Consider the following 24155-nt stretch of genomic DNA (forward strand, 5'->3'; position numbering starts at 1 on the left):
TGCTTGGTCGTTCGGCCTGCTCGGCCTACTGACGCCTGTTCATATGACGTGTCCGCCGCGCCCCTTGGTTGCAGTCCTCACCGCCTCCCCCGCAACACCCCCTTCACCACCTTCCCGCTCGCGTTCCGCGGCAGCTCCCCCACGAACTCGACCTCCCTCGGCACCTTGTAGTTCGCCATCTCCCGGCGCGCCCACGCGATCAGGTCGTCCGACGTCACCGTCGCCCCCGCGCGGCGGACCGCGAACGCCTTGCCGACCTCGCCGAGGCGCGCGTCCGGGACGCCGATCACCGCGACGTCGGCGATGTCCGGGTGCAGGCCCAGGAGTTGTTCGATCTCGGCCGGGTAGGCGTTGAAGCCGCCCACGATGAACATGTCCTTGATGCGGTCCGTGATCCGCAGGTTGCCCGCCTCGTCCAGGACCCCCACGTCGCCCGTGTGCAGCCAGCCGTCCGCGTCGATCGCGCGGGCGGTCTCCTCCTCGTCCTCGAAGTAGCCGCTCATCACGTTGTGGCCGCGCACCAGGACCTCGCCTGCCGGCGAGAGGCGGACCTCGGTGTCCGGGATCGGGCGGCCCGAGGTCGTCGCGACGACGTCGGCCGGGTCTCCCCTGCGGCACATGGTCACGATCCCGCTCGCCTCGGACAGGCCGTACGCCGTGAGGACCGTGCCCACGCCCAGCTCACCCCGTAGCCGCTCCACCAGCCGCAGCGGCACCACCGCGGCCCCGGTCACCACCAGCCGCAGCGCCGAGAGGTCGTACGAGGAGCGGGACGGGTGGTCCAGCAGTGACTGGTGCAGCGTCGGTGGGCCCGGAAGGACCGAGATCCGTTCCGCCGCGATGTTCGCGAGGACCGTTTCCACGTTGAAGACGGGCTGCGGGATCATCACCGCGCCCCGCATCAGGCAGGCGATGATCCCGGCCTTGTAGCCGAAGGTGTGGAAGAACGGGTTCACGATGAGGTAGCGGTCGCCCTCCCGCAGGCCCGCGAGCTCGGACCAGATGGCGTAGCAGCGCAGGGTCTGGGCGTGCGTGATCACCGCGCCCTTCGGGGCGCCGGTGGTCCCCGAGGTGTAGATGATGTCCGACGGGGCGGAGGAGGTTATGGAGTCCGCCCGCGCGCGGACCGCCGCGCCGCTGACCCCGTCGCCCTCCGCCAGGAAGGACTTCCAGGTGACGTAGTCGTCGGGGGCGCTCTCGCCGAGGACCACCACCTTTTCCAGGTCGGGGAGTTCGACGCCGGCGCGGCGCAGGGACGCGACGTACGACGTTCCGAGGAAGGTGCCCGTGATGAAGAGCAGCCTCGCCCGGGAGCGCGCGAGGACGTACGCCGCCTCCGTGCCCTTGAAGCGGGTGTTCAGCGGGACGAGCACCGCCCCCGCCGTGACCGCGCCGAGCGCCGAGACGATCCAGTCCAGGGTGTTCGGCGCCCAGATCGCGACCCGGTCACCGGGTTCCACGCCCGCCGCCATGCAGGCCGCCGCCGCCCGTTCGACGCGCTCACCGAGCTCCGCGTACGAGACGCGCGTACGGCCCTCGACGACCGCCTCCGCCGCCCCGTACCGTTCGGCCGCCGCGCGCACAAGGCCCGCCATGGAGCCCCATTCCAGGTCACCGCGCATTACCGCCCCTCCCGCCGCACCCGTAGCTGACTATCCGTCAGATTAGCTGTACCCTGACGCGCTGTCAGCAGCTCGCGATCGGGGAGGTTGCAGTGCTCAAGGACGCCACGGCCATCGTCGGGATCGGACAGACACCCTTCGCGAAACAGCTCCCCGACTCCGAGAAGACGCTCGCCTGCCGGGCGATCCTCGCCGCCCTCGACGACGCCGGGATCGCCCCCTCCGAGGTCGACGGCTTCGCCTCGTACACGATGGAGGAGACCGACGAGGTCGAGGTCGCCAAGGCCATCGGTGCCGGTGACGTCACCTTCTTCAGCAAGGTGGGGTACGGCGGCGGCGGGTCCTGCGCCACCGTCGGGCACCTCGCCGCCGCCGTCGCCACCGGGCAGGCGAGCGTCGGTGTCGCCTGGCGCTCCCGCAAGCGCGGCAGCGGGCCCCGGCCCTGGAAGAACACCGCCGTCCAGCTGCCCACCCCCGGCCAGTGGACCCGCCCCTTCGGGCTGCTGCGCCCCACCGACGAGATCGGCATGCTCGCGCGCCGCTACATGCACGAGTACGGCGCCACCCGCGACCACCTCTTCAACGTCGCCCTCGCCTGCCGCAACCGCGCCAACCAGAACCCCGCCGCGATCATGTACGAACGCCCGCTGACCCGCGAGATGTACATGACCGCCCGCTGGATCAGCGAGCCTCTCTGCCTCTTCGACAACTGCCTGGAGACCGACGGCGCCCTGGCGTGCGTCATCGTGAGCGCCGAGCGGGCCCGCGACTGCCGGCAGAAGCCCGTCTACGTCCACTCCGCCGCCCAGGGCCTGCCCGCCCAGCACCACGGCATGGTCAACTACTGGAACGACGACCCGCTCACCGGCCCCGCCTGGACCGCCGCCCGACACCTGTGGAAACAGGCGGACTTCGGCCCCCAGGACGTCGACGTCGCCCAGATCTACGACGCGTTCACCCCGCTCATCCCGCTCTCCCTGGAGGGGTACGGCTTCTGCGGGAGAGGGGAGGGCGGCGCGTTCACCGAGGGCGGCGCGCTGGAGATCGGCGGACGGCTGCCGATCAACACCGGCGGCGGCGGACTCAGCGAGGCGTACGTCCACGGCTTCAACCTCATCAACGAGGGCGTGAAGCAGCTCCGGGGCAGCTCCACCGCCCAGGTCCCCGACGCGGCCACCTGCCTGGTCACCGCGGGCGAGGGCGTCCCCACATCGGCCATCCTGCTTCGAGCCTGAGGAGTTGAGAGCCCACCATGCTGACGCCTGTCGTGGACGAGGACGGCGCGCCCTTCTGGAAGTACGCCGCCCGTGGCGAACTCAGGATCCAGGGCTGCGCCGACTGCGGCGAACTGCGCTTCCCGCCCCGGCCCTGCTGCCCGCACTGCCAGTCCTTCGCCGCCGAGTGGCGGCTGATGTCCGGGCGCGGCCGGATCTGGTCGTACGTCCTGCCCCACCCGCCGCTCCTGCCCGACTACGCCGCCCAGGCCCCGTACAACGCCGTCGTCGTCGAACTCGCCGAGGCGCCCCGCATCCGGCTCGTCGGCAACGTCGTCGCCGCCCCGGACGCGGCCCTCGACTCCGTCGACCCGGCGCGGCTGCGGATCGGGGCGGGCGTGAAGGTGGCGTTCACCGAGGTCGACGGCATGACCGTGCCGCGGTGGCTCCTGGAGCGCGGATGACCGTCACCGTGGAACGTGACAAGGAGACCGGCGTCGCGACCGTCACCCTCGACCGGGCCGAGAAGCACAACGCCCTCACCCTGGAGATGGCCCGGCAACTGGCCGATGCGTGGCGGGAGTTCCGGTACGACGACACCGTACGCGCCGTCGTCGTCACCGGCGCCGGACAGCGGGCCTTCTGCACCGGCATCGACCGCGCGGCCGCCACGGGGATCCCGCAGCCCTCCTCCCCGTACACGATCGACGATCCGCTGATCGCCATCGGGCCCAAGGCCAACGACCTGTGGAAACCGGTCGTCGCCGCCGTGGAGGGCATGGCCTGCGGGGGCGCGTTCTACCTGCTCGGGGAGGCGGAGTTCCTCGTCGCCGGCGAGGGCGCGACCTTCTTCGACCCGCACACCACCTACGGGATGGTCAGCGCCTTCGAGACCATCCACATGGCGCAGAGGATGCCCTTCGGGGAGGTCTCCCGGATGGCCCTGATGGGGAGCGCCGAGCGGATCTCGGCCCGCCGGGCGTACGACACCGGGCTCGTCTCCGAGCTGACGGAGGACGGCGGCGCGCTGGACGCGGCCCGCCGCGCCGCCGCCGTCGTGGCGTCCTACCCGACCGAGGCCGTCCAGGGCACGGTCCGGGCGCTCTGGTCGGCCAAGGAGGCCGCCCGTGCCCAGGCCCTCGCCCACGCCCCCCACCTCGTCACGCTCGGGAACCTGCCGCCGGAGCGGCAGGCGGAGCTGTTCACGAGGAGGGGGGAGGGCTTCCGGCTGCGCTAGGGAGCGTCTTCCTCCGTCAGCCGATGGTGCGGTCGGCGGAGACGACGACGCACTCGGTGTACTCGGAGCCGTCACCGGTGCCGGTGTACGGGGTGGTCGCCTCGGTCGGCTTCGAGGCGCCGCCCTCGACGCGCAGGTCGTCGACCTGCGCCATCGCGATGGCGGCGCTCGGGGCGCCCTTGAACTGCAGGGAGACGTCGTAGAGGTACGCCGAGGAGTCGCTGTTGGTGATCGTCACCTTGGCGACCAGGTTCTTGCGGTCGGCGCTGAGCTTGCACTCGTCGATGCGGACGTCGCGCATGACCTTGTTCTTCGACGAGCCGCCGGTGCCGCCGGTGGTCAGGCCACCGCTGCTGGAGCTGGAGCTGTCGGAGCCGCCGCTGCTGGAGCTGCTGCTGTCGGAGCCGCCGCTGGAGCTGCTGGAACTGCTGGAGCTGCTGCCGCCGCCGCAGCTGGCGCCGTTGGAGCCGCGGGCGCCGGTGAGCGCGACCAGGGCGATACCGAAGACGGCGATGGCACGGACATGACGAAGCTTCACGCTTCAACCCCCGTTGAGTGTGCAGAGTGCGAATGAGCGAAGTGAATGCGCCCGCCTTGACGAGCGCACGTCACCCTACTGGACGGAGACCCCTGCGATTGCACACGACTTGACCCGGTCGACCGTCTTCGGCGACTCCATCGACACGTCGAAGGTCTTCGTCTCGCCCGGCTCGACCGTCACGAGCTTTCGCGCCTCGTCGACGTCCACCCCGCCCGAGCCCTCGAAATCGACCTCGACCTCGAACGTCCGCGTGACCGTCTCCCGCGAGGTGATCTTCAGAGTGGCCGTCGTGTCCGCCTTACGGGCCGGCTTGCCCTTGCGCTTCTTCTGCGCGGGATCCACACAATCGGTCACGACCACCTCCACCGTGGAGCTCGGGGAGGACGTGACGCTCGGCGAGGCGGGTGCGGTGGTGTACTCGCTGCCGCCCGAGCCGCTGCCCAGGTCGTTGTTGTCGTAGTCGTAGTCGTTGTTCTTCTTCTTGGGGCTGGAGCAGCCTCCGCCGGAGCCACTGCTCTTGCTCTTGCCGCTCCCGCTGCCGCCGCTGCTTCCCTTGCCTGTCTGGAAGCCCGTCAGCGCGAGCACCACCACCGTGAGCGTCGCCGCGAGCTTGAGGCCCCTGCGGCGCGCCGTCCCCGTTGCCATCTCCCCGTTCCTCCTGTCGTGTCCGCGCCACCCTAGTGCCACGTGGCGGGCCCCCCGCACCCGGCGTAGCGTCAAGACCGAGAGCCGGACCGTAAGGAGGCCGCTCGATGGTCCGTAACGTCATCGGCTCGGTCCTGGCCCTCGCCGGAGCGACGGCCGCCGTCTGGAGCCCCTTCCGTGCCTGGTACGACGGCCGTCACGGCAGCGACTACCGCATCGACGACCTGTTCGGCGGCATCACCGACGCGAGGGCCGAGGTGATCGGCTCGATCCTGCTCCCGTTCGCCTTCGCGGCTCTCGTCACCCTTCTGGGCGTGGTGCTGCGCTCGCGGCTGCTCGTGGCGTTCGCCGGGCTCGTCGTCCTCGGCTTCACCATCCTGTGGATGGTCCGCGTCGGCCAGGTGGAGGGCGGCCTCACGGTCGGCGGGGACGGTGCGGGACTCGACGACGGCGTCGCGATCGCCGGGGGCGGCGGGATCCTGATCCTCCTCGGCGCCCTCGTCATGTCGGGCCGCACCCGCGCGCACACCATGCCTCTGGGCCCGCAGCCGACGTACCCCGCCCATCCCACGCGCCCGACGCCGACCGGGGACGACGATTCCACCCGGACGATGGACGTACCGAGGTGGGACCCGGACCACGACAGGACCCAGGCCCAGGACTGGCCCCCCGGAACCCACGACCCGAACCGCGACCGGACCCAGGCCCGGGACTGGGACCAGGGGCGCGGGTGGGACCAGGGCCAGGGCGGGGACCAGGGACACGGCCGGGGCTGGGACCAGGGACAGGGCGGCGACCAGGGACACGGTCGGGGCTGGGACCAGGGACAGGGCGGGGACCAAGGCCAAGGCCCTTACCCCCGCCGGGACGACCGCGCCTAGCGCCGCGCCACGCCCTCGGCGCCTCTGGGGCGGTTCACGCCCTCGGCGCCGCGCCCCGCCCCGTGGCCGTGCCCTTCACCGCGTCCAGGGCGTACACGCACCGGTCCTTGCTGCACGCGTACACGACCCCGCCCCGCGCCACCGGCGAGCCGGTGATCTCGCCGCCGGTCGCCAGCTTCCAGCGCAGCTGGCCGCCCGAGGCGTCCAGCGTGTACAGGACGTGGTCGGCCGAGCCGAAGTGCACCCGCCCGTCGGCCACCACCGGCGTGCCGATCAGCTCGCCACCCGCCGCGAACCGCCACTTCGGCGTGCCCGTGACCGCGTCGAGCGTGTACAGCGCGCTGCCGCTGCCCACATGGACGTTCCCGTCGACGACGAGCACGGGCTCGATCGACTGGCGGGACTCGGTCGCGATCCGCCAGCGGTCCTGGCCGGTCGTCGCGTCGAGGGCGTACACCGTGCCGAGGTAGTCGGCGAGGTAGACCCCGCCGCCGGTGACGGCCGGGCCGGGGGCGAAGGCGGGCGGGGAGAGGAAGACCGCGGGCGCCTCGAAGTGCCAGCGGACGTGCCCGGACGCGATGTCGATCGACAGCACGCGCGTACCGGCGGCGACGTACACGTAGCCGTCCTCCGCCGGGGCCACCCGCACGGGCACGTTGCCGCACGAGGCGGCGTCGCCGACCGGGTACGACCAGCGCTCCGCCCCCGTACGGGCGTCGAGGGCCTGGAGCCGGGCGTTGCGCCAGACGTACACGGTGTCGCCGTGCACGGCGGGCCCCGCCTCCGGGGTCTCGAAGTCGGTCTGCGCGCCGGTGACCTCCCACAGCTTGGCGCCGTTGGAGGCCTCCCAGCCCTGGACCCCGCCGCCCCGGGTGCCGGTGACGACCGTGCCCCGGTCGACCTTGAGGGAGTACACCCAGGCGTCCGTCTGGAGCCGCCAGCGCTCACCGCCGTCGGTGGCGTCGAGGGCGTACAGCGTGGGCCCGTCGGAGGCGTGGATACGGCCCTGGGCCACCGCCATCGACCAGGCGACGTCCCGCGTCTTGAACTGGCGCCGGCCACTGGCGACGTCCAGCGCGTGCACCTCGAAGGAGGTGACGTAGAGCAGGTCGCCGTCGACGACCGGGGTGCCCCAGACGTCGTTGGACATCCGGAAGCGCCAGGGCCGCCAGTGCGCGGGTTCGGGTGCGGCTTCCGGGGCCGGTGGGGGTACGGAGAGGGGGCGGGAGCCCGGCAGGGGGGCCGGCTCGGGGGCGGGCGCGCCGCCGGGGGGCCGGATCCAGCCGGTGGCGGTGCCCGCGTCGACGACCGGGCCGAGCGCGGCGCGGGTGTCGGCGACGCGGAGGCCGGGGCCGATCGGGACGGCGGCGCCGGCCAGCCGTACGGGACCGCCGACCTCGGCGGGTGCGGCGTGCCGACCGCCGCCGCCCTGGCCGCCGGGGCGTCCCTCACCGCTCCACTCCGGCGGCTGCCGTGGCGGACGCGGGGGCGTGGGCGGGGTGACCGGCGGCGGCGGGGCGCTCGGGCGGCCGCCGCGGCGGGTCTCGATCATCTCGACGGCGGACCGCGGCAGCCAGGCCGAGGCCGTACCGCTGTCGTCGCTGCCGGGACCGAAGAGATGGGGCGCGAGCTGGGCCTGAAGGTCGGCCGGGGAGGGGCGGCGCGAGACGTCCATCTGCATGCAGGACTCGATGAGCGGCCGCAGCTCGTCCGGCAGCCCCTCCAGGTCCGGGCCCTCGCGGAGCAGCATGAAGACGGTCTCGACGGGGTTGGCGCCGTGGAACGGGGCGTGTCCGGTGGCGGCGAACACCAGCATCGAGCCGAGCGAGAAGACATCGCTCGCCCCGGTGACACTGCGCGAGTCGCGGGCCTGCTCGGGCGACATGTACGCAGGCGTGCCGACGGCGACGTTGGTCATGGTCAGCCGGGTGTTGGAGACCCCCGACGCGATGCCGAAGTCGATCACCCGGGGGCCGTCCTCGACGACGAGGACGTTGGACGGCTTCAGGTCGCGGTGGACCAGGCCCGCGCCGTGGATGGACTGCAGGGCCTCGGCGACCCCGGCGGCCAGCCAGCGGACGGCCTGGGCCGGCAGCGGCCCGCACTCGTTCACTATCTCTTCGAGGGAGGGCGCGGGGACGTACGCGGTGGCCAGCCACGGCACGGCGGCGCGGGGGTCGGCATCGACGACGGCGGCCGTGTAGAAACCGGAGACGGCCCGGGCGGCCTCGACCTCACGGGTGAAACGGACACGGAACAGCTGGTCCTCGGCGAGCTCGGTCCGCACGGTCTTGATCGCCACGCGCCGCCCGGACGCCGAGCGCGCGAGATAGACGAGCCCCATGCCACCTGCACCGAGCCGGCCCAGCACCTCGAAGGGCCCGATCCGTCTCGGGTCGTGCTGCGTCAGCTGCTCCACTTGCCTGCCACCTCCCCGTACGGGCCATGAGGGTACGGCCCCGTGGGCCCTGATTCTTCCTGTCCGAGGCGACGGTTGCGAACCCGGGGGCGGATCGGGGTGTCTCAGTTCATTTCGCCGGGCCGGGCGGGGGGCTTTTCGGGTGGTTCGGTGGGGTCGGCGGGTTCGGGTGCGGCGGCTTGCGTGGAGTGGGTCGCGGTGGTGTCGGTCCCGGTCGGCTCGTCCTTCGGTTCCGCCAGGATCGCGAAGCGGGCGCCCTGGTTGTCGCGGAGGACGGCGATGCGGCCATGCGGGGTGTCGAAGGGCTCGTTCGTGACGCGGCCGCCGAGGGCGACGGCCGTCGCGCAGGTCGCGTCGCAGTCGGCGACGGCGAAGTAGATGAGGACGTGGCCCGGCATCTCGGCGGGGAAGGCGTCGGTGAGGACGGCCCGGCCGCCGAAGGCGGTGTCGTCGCCGGGGCGGGAGCCCGGCGGGGACCAGACGCGGTAGTCGAAGTCGCTCTCCCTGCCCTCCTCGCGCGGCTCCACCTGGCGGCCGAGGTAGCCGAAGACGGAGGCGTAGAAGGTGTCGACCGCGTCCCGTTCCCTCGTGTAGACCTCCATCCAGCAGAAGGAGCCGGGGAGCATCGTCTTCTCGAAGCCGTTGTCGTCGCCCGCCTGCCGCAGGCCGAAGACGGCGCCGCCCGGGTCGGCGGCGAGCGCGAGGACGCCGAAGGGGCCCACCGGGTACGGCTCCATGATCATCTGGCCGCCCGCGGCCTTGATCCGGGCGGCGAGCGTGCCCGCGTTCTCGGTGGCGAGGTAGACGGTCCAGGTCGTGGGCATCCGGCCGTCGCGTTTCGGTACGAGTCCGGCGACGCGCTTCCCGTCGCTGAGGGCCTCGTCGCGGTCCGGGTCGAAGGTCCAGCCGAAGATCTCGCGGTAGAACCGCTTCCCCGCCTCCAGGTCGGGGAGCTGTGCCTCCACCCAGCAGGGGGTGCCCTCTGTGAATACCGCCATGGCTCCACGCTAGGTCGGGGGAGGTCCCGCCGCACGCCCCATAATCGAACATACCGCCATATAGGGAGGCGGCCGCCCGAGCCTCCCTGGAGTTGTCCACCGAAGTTGTCCACAGGCTGTTAATAAGCTTTTTCGAGTTCGGCGGCCTCCCGCCCCCGCAGGGACCGAGCCGGACGCCTGGCCGGGCGCCTGGCCGGACGCCCCTCACCCTCGCCCCCGGCCTCCCGGGTGCCGCCCCAGGAGGGGGTGCACCCCATTTGCAGTCGGCCGAATCGCGCGCCGATCACCCGTCGGTAAGCTGACGGCATGACAGGACAAGTACGCACCGTCGACGGCCGCGTGGCCGGACGACGCGGTCAGGCGACGCGGCAGAAGCTGCTCGACTGCCTCAGCGAGATGCTCAGCTCCTCGCCGTACCGGGACGTCAAGGTCATCGACGTGGCCCGGAAGGCGGGCACTTCACCCGCGACGTTCTACCAGTACTTCCCGGACGTCGAGGGTGCCGTCCTCGAGATCGCGGAGGAAATGGCCAAGGAGGGCGCCGCGTTGACCGAACTGGTCTCCGGCCGCTCCTGGGTCGGCAAGGCGGGCTGGCAGACCTCCGAGGAACTGGTCGAGGGCTTCCTGGACTTCTGGCGCCGGCACGACGCGATCCTGCGGGTCGTGGACCTCGGCGCCGCCGAGGGCGACAAACGGTTCTACAAGATCCGCATGAAGATCCTGAACTCCGTCACCAACTCCCTTACGGACGCGGTGAAGGACCTCCAGACCAAGGGCAAGGTCGACAAGGACGTCAGCCCCGCGGCGATGGCGGGATCCCTGGTGGCGATGCTGGCCTCGGTGGCCGGTCACCAGAAGGGGTTCCAGACCTGGGGTGTGAAGCAGGCCGAACTGAAGCCGAACCTGGCGCTGTTGGTGCACCTGGGGATCACGGGCAAGAAGCCGACGAAGTAGCCCCTGGCCCCACCCGCGCCAAGCCAGCGCCTCCAGCGCCCCCCTGGCGCCCCACCTCGCTCCACCCCGCGCTTCGTCCGTCCTGTCGCGCCGACGGCGGCCCTCCTCGCGAGACCGCCGTCGGCGTTCCCCTGTCCGGCGCGAGGACGGCGCGAGGAGTGCCCCGGCCCGAGTGCCGCGCCCCGCCCCTCACCGCCTCCTCAGCCTGAAGAGCCTGATCTCCCGTTCCACCCGCGCCTGGTACGTCGCGTACGGCGGCCAGAATTCGAGCGCCGCCCGCCAGGCGGCGGCCCGCTCCTCCCCCGCGAGCAGCTCGGCCCGCACCGGGATCGTCTCGCCGCGCCAACTCACTTCCACCTCCGGGTACTTCAGCAGGTTCCCGGTCCACGCCGGGTGGCCCTCCCGGCCGAAGTTGGAGCCGATCAGCAGCCAGGTCCCGTCCGGCTCGGGCATGCACGCCAGCGGCGTCACCCTCGGCCGGCCCGACTTCGCGCCCTTCGCCGTCAGGACCAGCCCCGGCAGCATCTGGGCGCTCAGCATCACCTTGCCGCGCGTCAGCCGGTGCACGGCCCGGTCCATCGCCGGGATGAAGTGCGGGGCGATCTTCGCGAACGCTTTCGTGGACGACACCTTCTGCATCAGACGCACGCCGACGGGCATCAGGCCGCCACCTCCCCGAAGAGCCCTGTCACCTGGGCGGCCCGCTCGCGCAGCCGCCGCGCGGGCCCGAAGAGCAGCTCGTCCGCCGTCGCCCGCTTGAAGTACAGGTGCGCTTCGTGCTCCCAGGTGAAGCCGATGCCGCCGTGCAGCTGGATCGTCTCGCCGGCCACCGTCCGCAGCGCCTCCAGGCCGGCGGCGAGGGCGAGCGCGCCGCCCGCCCCGGCACCGCCACCGGCTTCCCGCGCCGCGCCGCCCGCCCCGGCATCGCCACCGGCTTCCCGTGCCGCGCCGTACGTCAGCGAGCGGGCCGCCTCCACGTGCACGTACAGGTCTGCGACCCGGTGCTTGACGGCCTGGAAGGAGCCGACGGGCCGCCCGAACTGTGCGCGGGAGCCGACGTACTCGATCGTGCGGTCCAGGGCGGCCTGGGCCGCGCCGACCGCCTCGGCGGCGAGCGCCACGGCCGCCACGCACCCGGTCGCGGCGAGCGCCCCGAGCACGTCGACCGGTTCCTCGCCGAGCAACTCGGCGCTCACGTCCCGTAGTTGCACGGCGGCCTGGGAGCGGGTGGCGTCCAGGGTCGACTGCCGTACGCGGACGAGTCCGGCGGCCTCCCCCCGTACGAGGAAGAGCAGGGTCCGGCTCCGCGCGAAGCCTCCGGCATGGGCGGCGACCAGGAGCAGCGCGGCGCTGTGCCCGTCGAGGACCTGGGTCACCTCCCCGTACAGCCGCCACCCTCCGTCGGCGGCCCGCGCCTGGACGCCGCCGGCCCGCCCGCCGCCGGCGGCCCAGGAGCCGTTGTCGCCGGTCAGGCCGAGGGCGCGGGAGAGCGAGCCGCCGGGGACGGCGAGCGCGCAGGTCAGGGAGCCGTCGGCGATGCGCGGCAGCAGGTCGGCGCGCTGGGGTCCGGTGCCGAGGGCGCGGATCAGGGGGGCGGCGAGGACGGCGGTGGCGAGGAGCGGCGAGGGGGCGAGGGCCCGGCCGGTCTCCTCGCAGGCGAGGGCGAGCTCGGCGGGGCCGCAGCCGACTCCTCCGTACTCCTCGGGCAGGGCGAGCCCGGGCAGTCCGAGGGTGCCGGACATCCGGTTCCACAGGTCGGTGTCGTACCCCTCGGGGGTGGCGACGGCGGCACGGACCTCGGCGGGCCCGGAGCGTTTGGCGAGCAGTTCGCGCAGGGTGCGGCGGATCTCGTCCTGCTCCGCGGTGAAGGCGGCGTCCATGGAGCTCCCCTCCGTATCTGACGGCCCGTCATGCTAGGGCGGACGGCGGCAGAATCCCAGAGCCGGGAGCGACTCGCGGATCAGCAGATCTCCCCCGGCGCCTTCGCCGTCGCCCGCAGCAGGTCCCGTACGAGGGTGAAGTCCACCCGCTCCGGGCGGCGGAAGCGCAGGCACCCCTTGCCCATGTCCTGGTCGGCGAGCCGCTCCTCGAAGCCCTCCCGGACGTCCGGGCGCATCAGGTAGAAGGAGATGTACCGCTTCTGCGAGGCGAAGGCGATCTCCGGCTCCCCGCCCGGCCGCCGGTACGCGGGCATTCCGTACGCCATGACCTCCTCGAAGCCGTGGAGTTCGATGCGGCACAGCTCACGCAGCCGGACGAGGGCCGTCAGGCGGTCCGGTTCCACGACCTCGGCGAGGTAGGTGTCGACGTCTTCGGCCGTGCTTCTCGGCATCCGGTTCTCCTCATCTGATGTACCGTCAGATTCATGCCCACCACTTCACGGAACCGCGACCGCGCCGGGCGCCGCGTCGCCGTCGTCGGCATATCCCTCTCCGACTGCGGCCGGGTCGACGAGGCCACTCCCTACACTCTGCACGCCCAGGCCGCCCGCCGCGCCCTCGCCGACAGCGGCCTCGACCGCTCGGTGATCGACGGCCTCGCCTCGGCGGGGCTCGGCGCCCTGGCGCCGGTCGAGGTCGCCGAGTACCTGGGCCTACGGCCCCGCTGGGTGGACTCGACCGCCGTCGGCGGCGCCACCTGGGAGGTCATGGCCGCCCACGCGGCCGACGCCATCGCCGCCGGTCACGCCAACGTCGTCCTGCTCGGCTACGGATCGACCGCCCGCGCCGACATCAAGGCCCGTCGCCGCACCTCGAACCTCTCCTTCGGGGCGCGCGGCCCCCTGCAGTTCGAGGTCCCCTACGGACACACTCTGATCGCCAAGTACGCGATGGCCGCCCGCCGCCATATGCACGAGTACGGGACGACCCTGGAGCAGCTCGCCGAGGTGGCCGTCCAGGCGCGGGCGAACGCGGCGCTCAACCCGGAGGCGATGTTCCGCGAGCCGATCACGGTCGACGAGGTGCTCGACGGCCCGATGATCGCCGACCCGTTCACCAAGCTGCACTGCTGCATCCGCAGCGACGGCGGCTGCGCGGTGCTGCTCGCGGCGGAGGAGTACGTGCCGGACACGGCGAAGGCGCCCGTGTGGGTCCTCGGCACGGGCGAGCACGTCTCGCACACGACGATGTCGGAGTGGGAGGACTTCACGGTCTCCCCGGCGGCGGTCAGCGGCCGGCTCGCGTTCGAGCGGGCGGGCGTCGGCCCCGCGGACATCGACCTGGCGGAGGTCTACGACGCCTTCACGTACATGACGCTCGTGACGCTGGAGGACCTGGGCTTCTGCGCGAAGGGCGAGGGCGGCGCGTTCGTCGAGGCGAAGGACCACCTCCCGGTGAACACGGACGGCGGCGGCCTCTCGGCCTGTCACCCGGGGATGCGGGGCCTGTTCCTGCTGGTGGAGGCGGTACGCCAACTGCGCGGCGAGGCGCCGGGCCTCCAGGTCCGCCGCCCGGACGGGAGCCTGCCGGAGCTGGCGGTGGCGTCGGGGACGGGGGGCTGGTTCTGCTCGTCGGGGACGGTGGTCCTTGGCCGGGGCTGACCCGGCCACTCCTGCCGCACCAGAATCTATACAAGCGTCATAGACAAGCGTGTAGGACATCCGTATAGTCGTCGGTGCGGGGTCGGAGCGGCCCCGCACCGACCGCGACCAGGAGTCCTGCCATGACGACGCGCACGCCGCTCGCGAACCAGACCGTCCTCATCTCCGGCGCCTCCATCGCCGGCCCCGCCCTCGCCCTCCTCCTCCACCGCCACGGCTTCACCCCCACCGTGGTCGAGCGCGCCCCCGAACTCCGCACCGGCGGCTACAAGGTCGACGTCCGAGGCACCGCCGTCGAGGTCTGCCGCCGGCTCGGGATCCTCGACGAGGTCCGGGCCAACTCCACGGACATGGACGGCGGTTCGTACGTCGACGCGCAGGGCCGCAAGGTCGGGGAGCTGCCCGCCGAGATCTTCGGCGGACGGACGGAGGGGGACGACGAGATCATGCGCGGCGACCTCGCCCGCATCCTGTACGAGCGGACCCGCGACGACGTCGAGTACGTCTTCGGCGACTCGATCGCCACCCTGCACGACGACGGCGACGGTGTGGACGTCACCTTCGAGAGCGGCGCGCGCCGCCGCTTCGACCTGGTGGTCGGCGCCGACGGCATGCACTCGCACACCCGGCGCCTCGTCTTCGGTGACGAGCGGCGCTTCCGGCGGTACCTGGGCGCGTACGTCTCGATCTTCACCGGCCCCAACCGCCTGGGCCTCACGCGCTGGGAGACCTACCACGCCCGCCCCGACAAGCTGGTCTCCGTCTACAGCACGGCGGGCGAGCAGGCCCACACCGCGAAGAACTGCTTCGTCTTCGCCGCGCCGGAGGAACTGTCCTACGACCACCGGGACACCGGCGCCCAGAAGCGGCTGCTCGCCGACGCCTTCGCGGGAGACGACTGGGAGATCCCGCGGCTGATCGCCGACGCGGCACAAGCCGACGACTTCTACTTCGACGCGATCGCGCTCATCGAGATGGACCGCTGGTCGAGCGGCCGCGTCGTCCTGCTCGGCGACGCCGCCCACTGCACGTCGCCTGCCTCGGGCCAGGGCACCGGCCTCGCCCTCACCGGCGCGTACGTCCTCGCGGGCGAACTGGCGGCGGCCCACGGCGAGCACGGCGCGGCCTTCGCCGCGTACGAACGCGTGATGCGCCCGGGCGTGGAGCTGAACCAGCGGTTCGCGGCGGGCTTCGCGAAGGAGATGACGGTCTCCTCCCGCTGGAAGATCGCCCTGCGCATGGCCATGGTCCGCACACTCCCCCACACGCCGTGGAAGAACCTGATCGCGAAGAAGATCCGCGCGGACATCCAGCGCGCGGCGAACGCGATCCCGCTGAAGCAGTACGACCCGAGCCCGGCCGCCGCCACGGCCACGGCTTGAGGGCCTCGGTGGGAAGGCGGCCGGAGAGCCGTGCGGCCCTCATGATGGACGCCATGACCGAGTCGTCGCACACCTCGCCCTTCGACCGCGCCCTGCGCTCCCTGCGGGTCTGGGACACCACGTTGCCGTCCTTCGACCCGGCGAACGCCCCCGCCGAACCCCTGCCGCTCTTCCACGAGTGGTTCGTGGCGGCGGCCGAGGCGGGGCAGGTGGAGCCGCACACCATGTCGCTGGCGACCGTGGACGAGGACGGGCGCCCCGACGTCCGTACCGTCATGCTCCACGGGGCCGACGCGCGCGGCTGGCACTTCGCCTCGCACGCCACGAGCGCCAAGGGCCGTCAGCTGGCCGCCCGCCCCGACGCCGCGCTCGGCTTCTACTGGCCCGTCCAGGGGCGTCAGGTACGCGTCAGAGGCCGGGTCTCGACGTCGCCGCGCGACGAGGCGTACGCCGATCTGCACGCGCGGACGACCGGGGCCCTGGCCTCCGCGCTCGTGGGCCGGCAGAGCGAGGTCCTCGCATCGCGGGACGAGCTGCGCCGGGTGAGCGAGGCGGCCTGGGAGCGGGCGCAGGCCGAGCCGGGGGCGCACGCCGAGAGCTGGACCCTGTACGTCCTGGAGCCGGCCGAGGTCGAGTTCTTCCAGGGCGACGAGCGACGGCGCCATGTGCGGCTCCGCTACCGCCGGGACGCGGCGGACGGCTGGGCGCGGGAGTTGCTCTGGCCGTGACGGGGGCCGGGGCGCACCATGAGAGGAGGAGGTGTGCCATGGGTACCTACATGGATGTCCACCGGAACATGAAGGGGATCACCGCCGACCAGCTGAAGGAGGCGCACGCGGCCGACCTCGCGATCGAGAAGGACGAGGGCGTCCACTTCGAAAAGGCCTGGGCGGACCCCGACTCCGGCACGGTCTACTGCCTGTCCCACGGCCCGTCGGCCGACGCCGTCCAGCGCATCCACGCCCGCACGGGCCACGCCGCCGACGAGATCCACGAAGTGAGCCTGATGGTGTGACGGTACGGGTCGGACGGCGCGGGGTCAGCGAGGAGGCCGCGGCCCCTGGGGCTCCCTGGGCGACCAGCGCTCGTTCCTCATGAGGTTGCCGAGCCCCGCCCAGGAGAAGTTCATCAGCGTCGCCGCCGCCTCCCAGGCCGTCATCCCCGGCGTCTCGTTCGCCCAGGAGGCCAGCGACTCCGCCGCCCCGACGAGCGCCTGGGCCAGGCCCGCGACATCCCGCTCGGCGAGTTCCGGGTCGCGGTTCGTCTCGCGGTGGGTCTCCTGGGCCGCGGCCCCGATCAGCGTTCCCACGTACGCGACGATCTCGTCCCGCATCCGCCCCGCCTCACCGGCGAACGGCTCCCCGTGGGTCCGCGCCTGCCGGCTCACCACCGCCCACCCGTCGGGGTGTTCGGCGGTGTGCGTGAAGAAGGCGAGCAGCCCCGCCCACAGCTGCTCCTCGGCCGGCCGGCCCGGGTCGACCCCGGCCGCGACGGCGTCGAGCAAGGCCTGTGCCTCGCGCCGGATGCAGGCGGTGAAGAGCTCTTCCTTGGAGTTCAGATACAGATAGACGAGCGGCTTCGACACCCCCGCCAGCTCGGCGATCTCGTCCATGGACGCGGCCTGGTACCCGCGCTGTCCGAAGGTCCGCACGGCGGCGTCCATCATCTGCCGCTCCCGCACCTCCCGCGGCATCCGCTTGACCTTCGTGGCACCCACGTGGGCCCTCCCTTTCTCCGGGGAGGAGCCTACGGCGGGAACGCGCGATGCCCATGCCCCCGGAGGGACATGGGCATCGGCATCAAGCCACACGCGCGCGGGCGGCTCAGGCCGTGGCCGGGACCGCGACCTTCTGCTCGGAGTCGCGGGCGTCGGCGCCGTCGACCGGGGAGGACGAGGCGGTGTTGTACGCGTCGAGGTCCAGGATCTTCTCGCGGGCGGCGACGACGACCGGGACCAGCGCCTGGCCGGCGACGTTCGTGGCCGTACGCATCATGTCCAGGATCGGGTCGATCGCCATCAGCAGACCCACGCCCTCCAGCGGGAGGCCCAGCGTGGAGAGGGTCAGGGTCAGCATGACCGTGGCGCCCGTCAGGCCGGCCGTGGCGGCCGAGCCGACGACCGAGACGAAGGCGATCAGCAGGTAGTCCTGGATGCCCAGCTGGACGTCGAAGATCTGCGCGATGAAGATCGCGGCGAGCGCCGGGTAGATCGCGGCGCAGCCGTCCATCTTGGTCGTGGCGCCGAACGGGACGGCGAAGGAGGCGTACTCCTTCGGGACGCCGAGGCGCTCGGTGACCTTCTGGGTGACCGGCATCGTGCCGACCGAGGAGCGGGAGACGAAGGCCAGCTGGATGGCCGGCCAGGCGCCCTTGAAGAACTGGAGCGGGTTGACCTTGGCGACCGTCGCGAGCAGCAGCGGGTAGACGCCGAACATCACGAGCGCGGAGCCGATGTAGACGTCGGCGGTGAAGGTCGCGTACTTGCCGATCAGCTCCCAGCCGTAGTCGGCGATGGCGAAGCCGATGAGGCCGACGGTGCCGATGGGGGCGAGGCGGATGACCCACCACAGGGCCTTCTGGAGCAGCTCGAGGACCGACTCGGAGAGGGCGAGGATCGGCTTGGCGCGGTCGCCGAGCTTGAGGGCGGCGATGCCGGCGACGGCGGCCATGAAGACGATCTGGAGGACGTTCAGCTCGGTGAACGGGGTGATGACGTCCGACGGGATGATCCCGGTCAGGAAGTCGATCCAGGTGCCCTCGCGCTTGGGCAGCTTGCCGTCCTGCGGGGTGAGGCCGGTGCCGGCGCCCGGGTTGGTGAGCAGGCCGATCGCGAGGCCGATGGCGACCGCGATCAGTGAGGTGATCATGAACCAGACGAGGGTCTGCGCGGCCAGCCTGGCCGCGTTGTTGACCTTGCGCAGGTTGGTGATCGACACCAGGATCGCGAAGAAGACGAGCGGGGCGACGGCCAGCTTCAGGAGCTGGACGAAGATGTCGCCGACCTGGCCGAGGGTCTCCTTGAGCCAGCTGACGTCCTGGCTGCGGGCGAGCCAGCCGAGCAGGACACCGAGGACGAGACCGGCGACGATCTGGGCCCAGAAGGGGATCTTGGGTATGCGGGAGGAAGTCGGGGACTTCGTCTCGGGGGTCGCGGACGCGGACACAGACACACTCCACAGGTGCGTATCGGGAAATACGGGGACGGGGGTGCGGTACTCACGCGCTGGGGGCGTACCGCTGCATGATGCCGGGGTCAGAGCTCGCGGCAACAGACCGCGGACATACAGCGGCACAGATCGACATGCCGGCGCGCCACGAGCGGAATGCTCACGGCATCGGGGAGGCGCACGGCTGTCTTCATGCCGGACACGTTAACACTTGAACTTTGAGAACCTCAAAGCCCTTCTTTGAGGTGGTGGAGGCCGGGCAGGGCCTCCGAAACGCAGAACACCCCGGTCAGGAGCCTTCGAAGCTCCTGACCGGGGTGTTTGTGCTGTGACGAAACTTACCCGGCCTTACGCGTCCTCGCGGGTGCGGTTGGCCTCCAGGCGGCCCTTCGCCTGGTCCACCTTGGCCACGATCTGCTCGGACATCGCGTCCCGCTGGCCCCGCAGCAGTACGAAGCTGAGCGGCGCGGAGATCACGATGGAGAGCAGGAGGACCCAGAGCAGGTTGGAGTCGCCGAGGCCGCGCGGCAGCACGCCGACGTAGACGAGCCCCCAGAGCGCGAAGAAGCACCCGGCGAAGATGCCGAGGCGCATGAGGGTGTAGCGGAGGGTCGCAGCGCCCGTCCCGTTCGCGGCCACGACGGCCCCTTTCTCTCGGTTCCTACCAGTGAAGCACGGCCGAATTGGATCAATTCAGGGGGAGCAGCATGAAAATGTCGTCCCGGTCGTCGCCCTCGGCCACCCGGATGGCGCCGGGCACCCGCCCGACCTCCTTGTAGCCGCACGAGGAGTAGAAGCGGTCGACTCCCGTGCCGCCGCGGCAGGTGAGCCGGATCGCCTCGATGCCCTCGAAGCCGCGGACGGCGTCCTCGACGGCGGCCATGAGGTCGCGGCCGTACCCCTTGCCCTGGTGGGAGGGGTGGACCATGACCGTGTAGAGCCAGACCCAGTGCGTCATCAGCCGGTGTGTGTTGTACGCGACGAAGGCGGTGGCGGCGACGGTGCCGTCCTCCTCGTGGCCGACGACGAGCCGCATCCGGCCCTCGGCCATCGCGGCGAGGTGCTTGACCAGCTCGGGCCGGATCTCGTCCACGTCCACCGGCGGGACGAAGCCGACGGCCCCGCCCGCGTTGGAGACGTCCGCCCACAGGCGCAGGACGCCGTCGCGCAGCGCGGGCGTGACCGGCGGATCGAGTGCGAAGGTGAGGCCCATGGGGTCAGACCCGCATCGGCTGGGGCGACTCGCGGCGGTCCGCGTCCGGACCCAGGTACTCGCGGATGATCTCGTACCGCGTGTTGCGCTCCACCGGGCGGAAGCCGGCGTCGCGGATCAGCTCGAGGAGGTCCTCGCGGCCCAGCTTGTTCGGCGTGCCGTAGTTGTCCGCGTCGTGCGTGATCTTGTACTCGACGACCGAGCCGTCCATGTCGTCGGCGCCGTGCTGGAGCGCGAGCTGCGCGGTCTGGACGCCGTGCATGACCCAGAAGACCTTGACGTGCGGCACGTTGTCGAAGAGGAGACGGGAGACCGCGAAGGTCTTCAGCGCCTCCGCGCCGGTCGCCATCGTCGTCCGTGCCTGGAGCTTGTTGCGGACCTTGCCGTCCTGCATGTCCACGAAGTCGTGCTGGTAGCGCAGCGGGATGAAGACCTGGAAGCCGCCGGTCTCGTCCTGGAGCTCACGCAGCCGCAGCACGTGGTCGACGCGGTGCCGGGGCTCCTCGATGTGCCCGTACAGCATCGTCGACGGGGTCTTGAGCCCCTTCTCGTGCGCGAGGCGGTGGATCCGGGACCAGTCCTCCCAGTGGGTGCGGTGGTCCACGATGTGCTGGCGGACCTCCCAGTCGAAGATCTCCGCGCCGCCACCGGTCAGCGACTCCAGACCGGCCTCGATCAGCTCGTCGAGGATGTCGGAGGCCGACATGCCCGAGATGGTCTCGAAGTGGTGGATCTCCGTGGCGGTGAAGGCCTTGAGGGAGACGTTCGGCAGCGCCTTCTTCAGCTCGGAGAGCGAGCGCGGGTAGTAGCGCCAGGGCAGGTTCGGGTGGAGCCCGTTGACGATGTGCAGCTCGGTGAGGTTCTCGTTCTCCATCGCCTTGGCCAGGCGGACGGCCTCCTCGATGCGCATCGTGTACGCGTCCTTCTCGCCCGGCTTGCGCTGGAACGAGCAGTACGCGCACGACGCGGTGCACACGTTCGTCATGTTGAGGTGGCGGTTGACGTTGAAGTGGACGACGTCACCGTTCTTGCGGGTCCGGACCTCGTGGGCCAGGCCACCGAGCCAGGCCAGGTCGTCGGACTCGTACAGAGCGATGCCGTCCTCGCGGCTCAGCCGCTCTCCGGAACGGACCTTCTGCTCCAGCTCGCGCTTGAGTCCCGCGTCCATCAAGGCCGCCCTCCCATGTCTGACGATTTCAGGCTCCACCCACCGTACTCTCAGCCCTCCTCGGGCAGATCCCCGACCCGGTTCTCCCACTTCGTGGAGAGCACGATCGTCGTACGGGTGCGGGAGACGCCCTTGGTGCCGGAGAGCCGACGGATCGTCTTCTCCAGGCCGTCGACGTCGTTGGCCCGGACCTTGAGCATGAACGAGTCGTCGCCGGCGATGAACCAGCAGTCCTCGATCTCGGCGAGGTCCTTCAGACGGCGCGCCACGTCCTCGTGGTCGGCGGCGTCGGAGAGGGAGATGCCGATGAGGGCGGTGACGCCGAGGCCGAGCGAGGCGGCGTCGACCGTCGCGCGGTAGCCGGTGATGACACCGGCCGCCTCCAGACGGTTGATGCGGTCGGTGACGGAGGGGCCGGAGAGCCCGACGAGCCGGCCGAGCTCGGCGTACGAAGCCCTGCCGTTCTCGCGCAGAGCCTGGATGAGCTGCCTGTCCACGGCGTCCATAGGTACGAAGCCTTCCATTGTCCAGCGATACCGCGAGTTTAGGTATAGAATCTAAGGTACACAGGGGTCGACACCCTGTGAATCTTTCAATTGAACAAAGACGATCATTCAGGAGTGGTGTTCACCGTGTACACGATCGAGATGGCCTACGCCCGTATGCGCGAGCTGCAGGAGATGGCCAACCGCTCGCGTGCCCACCAGCCGTCCCGCGCCGCTCGGCGCGCCGAGAAGAAGCGCGCCGCCAAGCAGCGCTGATCCCCCGCTAGTCATCGCGGGAGGAGCCGCCTCCGAGCTCTCCCTCCCAACGGCGGTACAGCCGGTGCGGCACTCCTGCCGCGTCGAGCACCCGCCCGGCGACGAAGTCCACCAGATCCTGGATGTGCGTCGCCCCCGCGTAGAACGCCGGAGAGGCGGGCAGCACCACGGCGCCCGCCTCGTCCAGCGTCACCAGATGCTTCAGCGTCTGCCCGTTCAGCGGGGTCTCCCGCACCGCGACCACCAGCGGCCGCCGCTCCTTGAGCATCACGCTCGCCGCCCGCTGGAGCAGGTCCTTCGAAAGTCCGAGCGCCACGCCCGCAACCGACGCGGTCGAGGCGGGCACGATCAGCATCCCCTTCACCGGGTACGAGCCGCTGCTCGGCCCCGCGGCCAGGTCACCGGCCGCCCAGTACCGCACGTCGTCGACCGTCACGTCGAAGCTGTCCGGCTTCCCGTCGGCGCCCCGCGCCAGCCAGGCCGCCAGGTCCTCGCGCCAGTGCGCGTCCCGGAAGGCGATCCCCGTCTCGTCGAGCAGCGTCAGCCGCGACGCCCGCGAGACGACCAGGTCGACGCTCTCCCCCGCTGCGAGCAGCCCCCTCAGCACGGCGGCGGCGTAGGGGGTCCCTGACGCCCCGGACACCCCGACCACCCAGGGACGACGCTGCTGTTCCTCTACCGGCTCCACGCGACCGAGCCTATCCGGCGGCCCGGTGGGAGAACTCCGCACGGGGTCCCGTACGTTCCCCCTGCACAGGGCCGCACAGCAGGGAACACCGCAGGGGGATGACCATGACAGACATCGAAGCGACGAGATGGCGTACGTCCGACCGGGCGAAGACGGCGATCGGGCTCATGGCCGGCTGGGTCGCCCTGCTCTGGGTCCTCGAAGTCGTCGACCTCGCGACGGGCCACGCGCTCGACGCGTACGGCATCGTCGCCCGCGACCCGGAGAGCCTGAGCGGCATTCTCGCGGCGCCGTTCCTGCACTTCGGCTTCGGGCACGTCGCCTCCAACAGCGTCCCGCTGCTGATCTTCGGCTTCGTCGCCGCGCTCGGCGGCCTGCGCCGCTTCCTCGCCGTCTGCGCGCTGATCATCGTCGCCGACGGCGTCGGCGTCTGGCTGATCTCCCCGTCGAACTCGATCACCGCGGGCGCCTCCGGCCTGGTCTTCGGCCTCTTCGGCTACCTCGTCCTCCGTGGCTTCGTGGAGCGCAGGCCCCTCGGCATAGCGGTGGGCATGACGATCGCCGCCCTCTGGGGCGGCTCGATCCTCATGGGCATCTCCCCCGCCAACACCACGGTCAGCTGGCAGGGCCACCTCGTGGGCCTGATGGCGGGCATCGGCGCGGCGTTCCTCTTCCGCCCCACCCGCGGGCGGGCCGCCCTGCCCTCCTGAGGCTGCCCCCGCGGTGCCCCTGGCTCTGCCCTTGGAGACCTGGACCGCTCGACCGCGCCGCGAGGAGACTGCGAAGAGCGCACGCCATGACGTCACGCCTTCCGGAGCGGCCATGTTCACTCAACGAGACCGAGGAGCAGACGGGTCCGCGCCGGGCCGCGGGCGCGAGCAGCGGGCACCCGTGGCGCGGGACCACGTCCCTCACCCCGGCCACCCCCGGCACCTCACGCCCGCCGCCATGCACGCTCTGCAACGCAGCGTCGGGAACGCGGCCGCCGTCCGCGCGCTCGGCCGGCAGCGTCAGATCCAGCGGACGGAATCGGGCGACGGGCAGGGCGGCGACGGCGGACAGAGCAGCCAGGCGCGGTACCGGATCCAGATCCAGACGGCGAAGAACAGCCGCACCCACCACCTCGACTACTGGGCGAACCTCGCGCTCGGCCACGCCTGGGTCGCCCTCTACAAGGAGGAGGGCGGACAGGAGACGTGGAAGTCCTACGGCTTCTTCCCTGCCGAGGACGTGCCCCACACCAAGCCCTTCAAGTCGGTGAAGGGGGTGGTCAAGAGGAACCACGACAACCCGGACAACGCCTCGTCCAAGCTGACCGCGGAGCTCACGGAGGAGCAGTACAACCACGCGCGGGAGTTCATCCGGTCGAACGAGAGCCGCTCCTACAACCTGGCCACGTTCAACTGCACCACCTTCGCCCGCTCGGTCTTCCAGGCCGCGACGGGCGAGGCCGCCCCCGGCCTCGGCCTCCCGCTGCTGGAGAACCCGAACACCCTGCAGGACTCGATCAAGCGGCGCAACGACAAGAGCGGAGCCCCCCGCAAGGGCGAGAACATCGCCGCGGACGTGGGTTCGAACTCGGACTACGACTCGGACAGTTCCGACGGCAGCTGGAGCAATCCGCTGGGCGGCTTCCGGCAGCTGAACGCGCCCGAGGACCCGGCTCAGCAGCCGCAGCCGCCGGCCCGGCCGACCCCCGGGCGCTTCGAGATCGACTGAGCCGC

The 24155-nt window shown here is 71.6% G+C and carries 28 protein-coding genes; 13 read left to right on the forward strand and 15 right to left on the reverse strand.

The genetic code is table 11. The features are described 5' to 3' along the window. Nucleotides 1-77: 77 nt before the first annotated feature. A complete protein-coding gene (locus ACWF79_RS20965) occupies nt 78-1622 on the reverse strand; it encodes a FadD3 family acyl-CoA ligase (RefSeq protein ID WP_453729621.1) in 1545 nt (514 codons plus the stop codon). A 92-nt stretch (nt 1623-1714) separates the two neighbouring features. Between ACWF79_RS20965 and ACWF79_RS20970 the strand changes: the two genes are divergently transcribed. Genes ACWF79_RS20970 through ACWF79_RS20980 form a run of 3 tightly spaced genes read left to right on the forward strand, consistent with a single transcriptional unit; the run spans nt 1715 to nt 4073 of the window. Beyond that, nucleotides 1715-2857 carry a lipid-transfer protein gene (locus tag ACWF79_RS20970; RefSeq protein WP_453729622.1) on the forward strand — a complete coding sequence of 381 codons (1143 nt, stop codon included), beginning with the start codon at nt 1715-1717 and terminating at the stop codon, nt 2855-2857. A 17-nt stretch (nt 2858-2874) separates the two neighbouring features. After that, a complete protein-coding gene (locus tag ACWF79_RS20975; RefSeq protein WP_453729623.1) occupies nt 2875-3300 on the forward strand; it encodes a Zn-ribbon domain-containing OB-fold protein in 426 nt (141 codons plus the stop codon). Then, nucleotides 3297-4073 (forward strand): enoyl-CoA hydratase/isomerase family protein, encoded by a 777-nt coding sequence (locus tag ACWF79_RS20980; RefSeq protein WP_453729624.1) that lies wholly within the window; start codon nt 3297-3299, stop codon nt 4071-4073. Before ACWF79_RS20975 ends, ACWF79_RS20980 begins: the two co-directional genes overlap by 4 nt. A gap of 16 nt (nt 4074-4089) precedes the next feature. Here ACWF79_RS20980 and ACWF79_RS20985 read toward each other — a convergent pair whose 3' ends face one another. Further along, nucleotides 4090-4374 (reverse strand): hypothetical protein, encoded by a 285-nt coding sequence (locus ACWF79_RS20985; RefSeq protein ID WP_453729625.1) that lies wholly within the window; start codon nt 4372-4374, stop codon nt 4090-4092. On the opposite strand from ACWF79_RS20985, the gene ACWF79_RS20990 reads away from it, so the two are divergent. Beyond that, nucleotides 4373-4600, forward strand: a complete 228-nt coding sequence (locus tag ACWF79_RS20990) for a hypothetical protein (protein WP_453729626.1) — start codon at nt 4373-4375, stop codon at nt 4598-4600. The two genes, ACWF79_RS20985 and ACWF79_RS20990, sit on opposite strands and share 2 nt — an antisense overlap. A gap of 86 nt (nt 4601-4686) precedes the next feature. Here the strand turns inward: ACWF79_RS20990 and ACWF79_RS20995 are convergent, their stop codons facing one another. Further along, the gene (locus ACWF79_RS20995) at nt 4687-5259 is read right to left on the reverse strand and encodes a hypothetical protein (protein WP_453729627.1); all 573 of its coding nucleotides are present in this window, start codon (nt 5257-5259) and stop codon (nt 4687-4689) included. A 107-nt stretch (nt 5260-5366) separates the two neighbouring features. Here ACWF79_RS20995 and ACWF79_RS21000 point away from each other — a divergent pair, with 107 nt between their 5' ends. Beyond that, nucleotides 5367-6140, forward strand: a complete 774-nt coding sequence (locus ACWF79_RS21000; protein WP_453729628.1) for a hypothetical protein — start codon at nt 5367-5369, stop codon at nt 6138-6140. Nucleotides 6141-6174: 34 nt separating this feature from the next. Here the strand turns inward: ACWF79_RS21000 and ACWF79_RS21005 are convergent, their stop codons facing one another. Both ACWF79_RS21005 and ACWF79_RS21010 read right to left on the reverse strand, forming a co-directional pair. Further along, nucleotides 6175-8559: an outer membrane protein assembly factor BamB family protein gene (locus tag ACWF79_RS21005; protein WP_453729629.1), complete on the reverse strand. Its 2385-nt coding sequence runs from the start codon at nt 8557-8559 to the stop codon at nt 6175-6177. Nucleotides 8560-8663: 104 nt separating this feature from the next. Then, nucleotides 8664-9557: a VOC family protein gene (locus tag ACWF79_RS21010; protein ID WP_453729630.1), complete on the reverse strand. Its 894-nt coding sequence runs from the start codon at nt 9555-9557 to the stop codon at nt 8664-8666. 306 nt (nt 9558-9863) lie between these two features. Between ACWF79_RS21010 and ACWF79_RS21015 the strand changes: the two genes are divergently transcribed. Continuing rightward, on the forward strand, nt 9864-10511 hold the full coding sequence (locus tag ACWF79_RS21015) for a TetR family transcriptional regulator (protein WP_453729631.1): 648 nt from the start codon (nt 9864-9866) through the stop codon (nt 10509-10511). A gap of 189 nt (nt 10512-10700) precedes the next feature. Here the strand turns inward: ACWF79_RS21015 and ACWF79_RS21020 are convergent, their stop codons facing one another. From ACWF79_RS21020 to ACWF79_RS21030, 3 genes are all read right to left on the reverse strand, one after another. Next, nucleotides 10701-11171, reverse strand: coding sequence for a nitroreductase family deazaflavin-dependent oxidoreductase (locus tag ACWF79_RS21020; RefSeq protein WP_453729632.1), 471 nt, complete (start codon nt 11169-11171; stop codon nt 10701-10703). Continuing rightward, on the reverse strand, nt 11171-12391 hold the full coding sequence (locus tag ACWF79_RS21025) for an acyl-CoA dehydrogenase family protein (protein ID WP_453729633.1): 1221 nt from the start codon (nt 12389-12391) through the stop codon (nt 11171-11173). Before ACWF79_RS21025 ends, ACWF79_RS21020 begins: the two co-directional genes overlap by 1 nt. 80 nt (nt 12392-12471) lie before the next feature. Next, nucleotides 12472-12843, reverse strand: a complete 372-nt coding sequence (locus tag ACWF79_RS21030) for an iron chaperone (protein ID WP_453729634.1) — start codon at nt 12841-12843, stop codon at nt 12472-12474. 33 nt (nt 12844-12876) lie between these two features. Here ACWF79_RS21030 and ACWF79_RS21035 point away from each other — a divergent pair, with 33 nt between their 5' ends. From ACWF79_RS21035 to ACWF79_RS21050, 4 genes are all read left to right on the forward strand, one after another. Beyond that, nucleotides 12877-14052: a thiolase C-terminal domain-containing protein gene (locus ACWF79_RS21035; protein WP_453729635.1), complete on the forward strand. Its 1176-nt coding sequence runs from the start codon at nt 12877-12879 to the stop codon at nt 14050-14052. A 122-nt stretch (nt 14053-14174) separates the two neighbouring features. Next, the gene (locus ACWF79_RS21040) at nt 14175-15434 is read left to right on the forward strand and encodes an FAD-dependent monooxygenase (protein WP_453729636.1); all 1260 of its coding nucleotides are present in this window, start codon (nt 14175-14177) and stop codon (nt 15432-15434) included. Nucleotides 15435-15487: 53 nt separating this feature from the next. Next, nucleotides 15488-16162: a pyridoxine/pyridoxamine 5'-phosphate oxidase gene (locus tag ACWF79_RS21045; RefSeq protein WP_453729637.1), complete on the forward strand. Its 675-nt coding sequence runs from the start codon at nt 15488-15490 to the stop codon at nt 16160-16162. 38 nt (nt 16163-16200) lie between these two features. Beyond that, complete coding sequence (locus tag ACWF79_RS21050; protein WP_453729638.1) at nt 16201-16449, forward strand: SCO4226 family nickel-binding protein; 249 nt, start codon at nt 16201-16203, stop codon at nt 16447-16449. 24 nt (nt 16450-16473) lie between these two features. On the opposite strand, the gene ACWF79_RS21055 is transcribed toward ACWF79_RS21050, so the two are convergent. From ACWF79_RS21055 to ACWF79_RS21080, 6 genes are all read right to left on the reverse strand, one after another. Continuing rightward, a complete protein-coding gene (locus ACWF79_RS21055; RefSeq protein ID WP_453729639.1) occupies nt 16474-17151 on the reverse strand; it encodes a TetR/AcrR family transcriptional regulator in 678 nt (225 codons plus the stop codon). 106 nt (nt 17152-17257) lie between these two features. Next, nucleotides 17258-18598: a dicarboxylate/amino acid:cation symporter gene (locus ACWF79_RS21060; RefSeq protein WP_453729640.1), complete on the reverse strand. Its 1341-nt coding sequence runs from the start codon at nt 18596-18598 to the stop codon at nt 17258-17260. 351 nt (nt 18599-18949) lie between these two features. Continuing rightward, nucleotides 18950-19240, reverse strand: a complete 291-nt coding sequence (locus ACWF79_RS21065) for a DUF4229 domain-containing protein (RefSeq protein WP_453729641.1) — start codon at nt 19238-19240, stop codon at nt 18950-18952. A 49-nt stretch (nt 19241-19289) separates the two neighbouring features. Further along, the gene (locus ACWF79_RS21070) at nt 19290-19814 is read right to left on the reverse strand and encodes an N-acetyltransferase family protein (RefSeq protein ID WP_453729642.1); all 525 of its coding nucleotides are present in this window, start codon (nt 19812-19814) and stop codon (nt 19290-19292) included. Nucleotides 19815-19818: 4 nt separating this feature from the next. After that, entirely contained in the window at nt 19819-20982 is a 1164-nt protein-coding gene (gene mqnE, locus ACWF79_RS21075) for an aminofutalosine synthase MqnE (RefSeq protein ID WP_453729643.1), read from the reverse strand. 50 nt (nt 20983-21032) lie between these two features. Then, nucleotides 21033-21488, reverse strand: a complete 456-nt coding sequence (locus ACWF79_RS21080) for an Lrp/AsnC family transcriptional regulator (protein ID WP_031013392.1) — start codon at nt 21486-21488, stop codon at nt 21033-21035. Between the two features lie 114 nt (nt 21489-21602). Here ACWF79_RS21080 and ACWF79_RS21085 point away from each other — a divergent pair, with 114 nt between their 5' ends. Continuing rightward, nucleotides 21603-21743, forward strand: a complete 141-nt coding sequence (locus ACWF79_RS21085) for a hypothetical protein (protein WP_453729644.1) — start codon at nt 21603-21605, stop codon at nt 21741-21743. 7 nt (nt 21744-21750) lie between these two features. Here the strand turns inward: ACWF79_RS21085 and ACWF79_RS21090 are convergent, their stop codons facing one another. Next, nucleotides 21751-22431, reverse strand: coding sequence for a UbiX family flavin prenyltransferase (locus ACWF79_RS21090; protein ID WP_453729645.1), 681 nt, complete (start codon nt 22429-22431; stop codon nt 21751-21753). Nucleotides 22432-22529: 98 nt separating this feature from the next. On the opposite strand from ACWF79_RS21090, the gene ACWF79_RS21095 reads away from it, so the two are divergent. Next, the gene (locus ACWF79_RS21095; RefSeq protein WP_453729646.1) at nt 22530-23141 is read left to right on the forward strand and encodes a rhomboid family intramembrane serine protease; all 612 of its coding nucleotides are present in this window, start codon (nt 22530-22532) and stop codon (nt 23139-23141) included. A gap of 238 nt (nt 23142-23379) precedes the next feature. Further along, complete coding sequence (locus ACWF79_RS21100) at nt 23380-24150, forward strand: hypothetical protein (RefSeq protein ID WP_453729647.1); 771 nt, start codon at nt 23380-23382, stop codon at nt 24148-24150. Nucleotides 24151-24155 lie beyond the last annotated feature (5 nt).

The sequence above is a fragment of the Streptomyces sp. NPDC054975 genome (assembly GCF_053609105.1).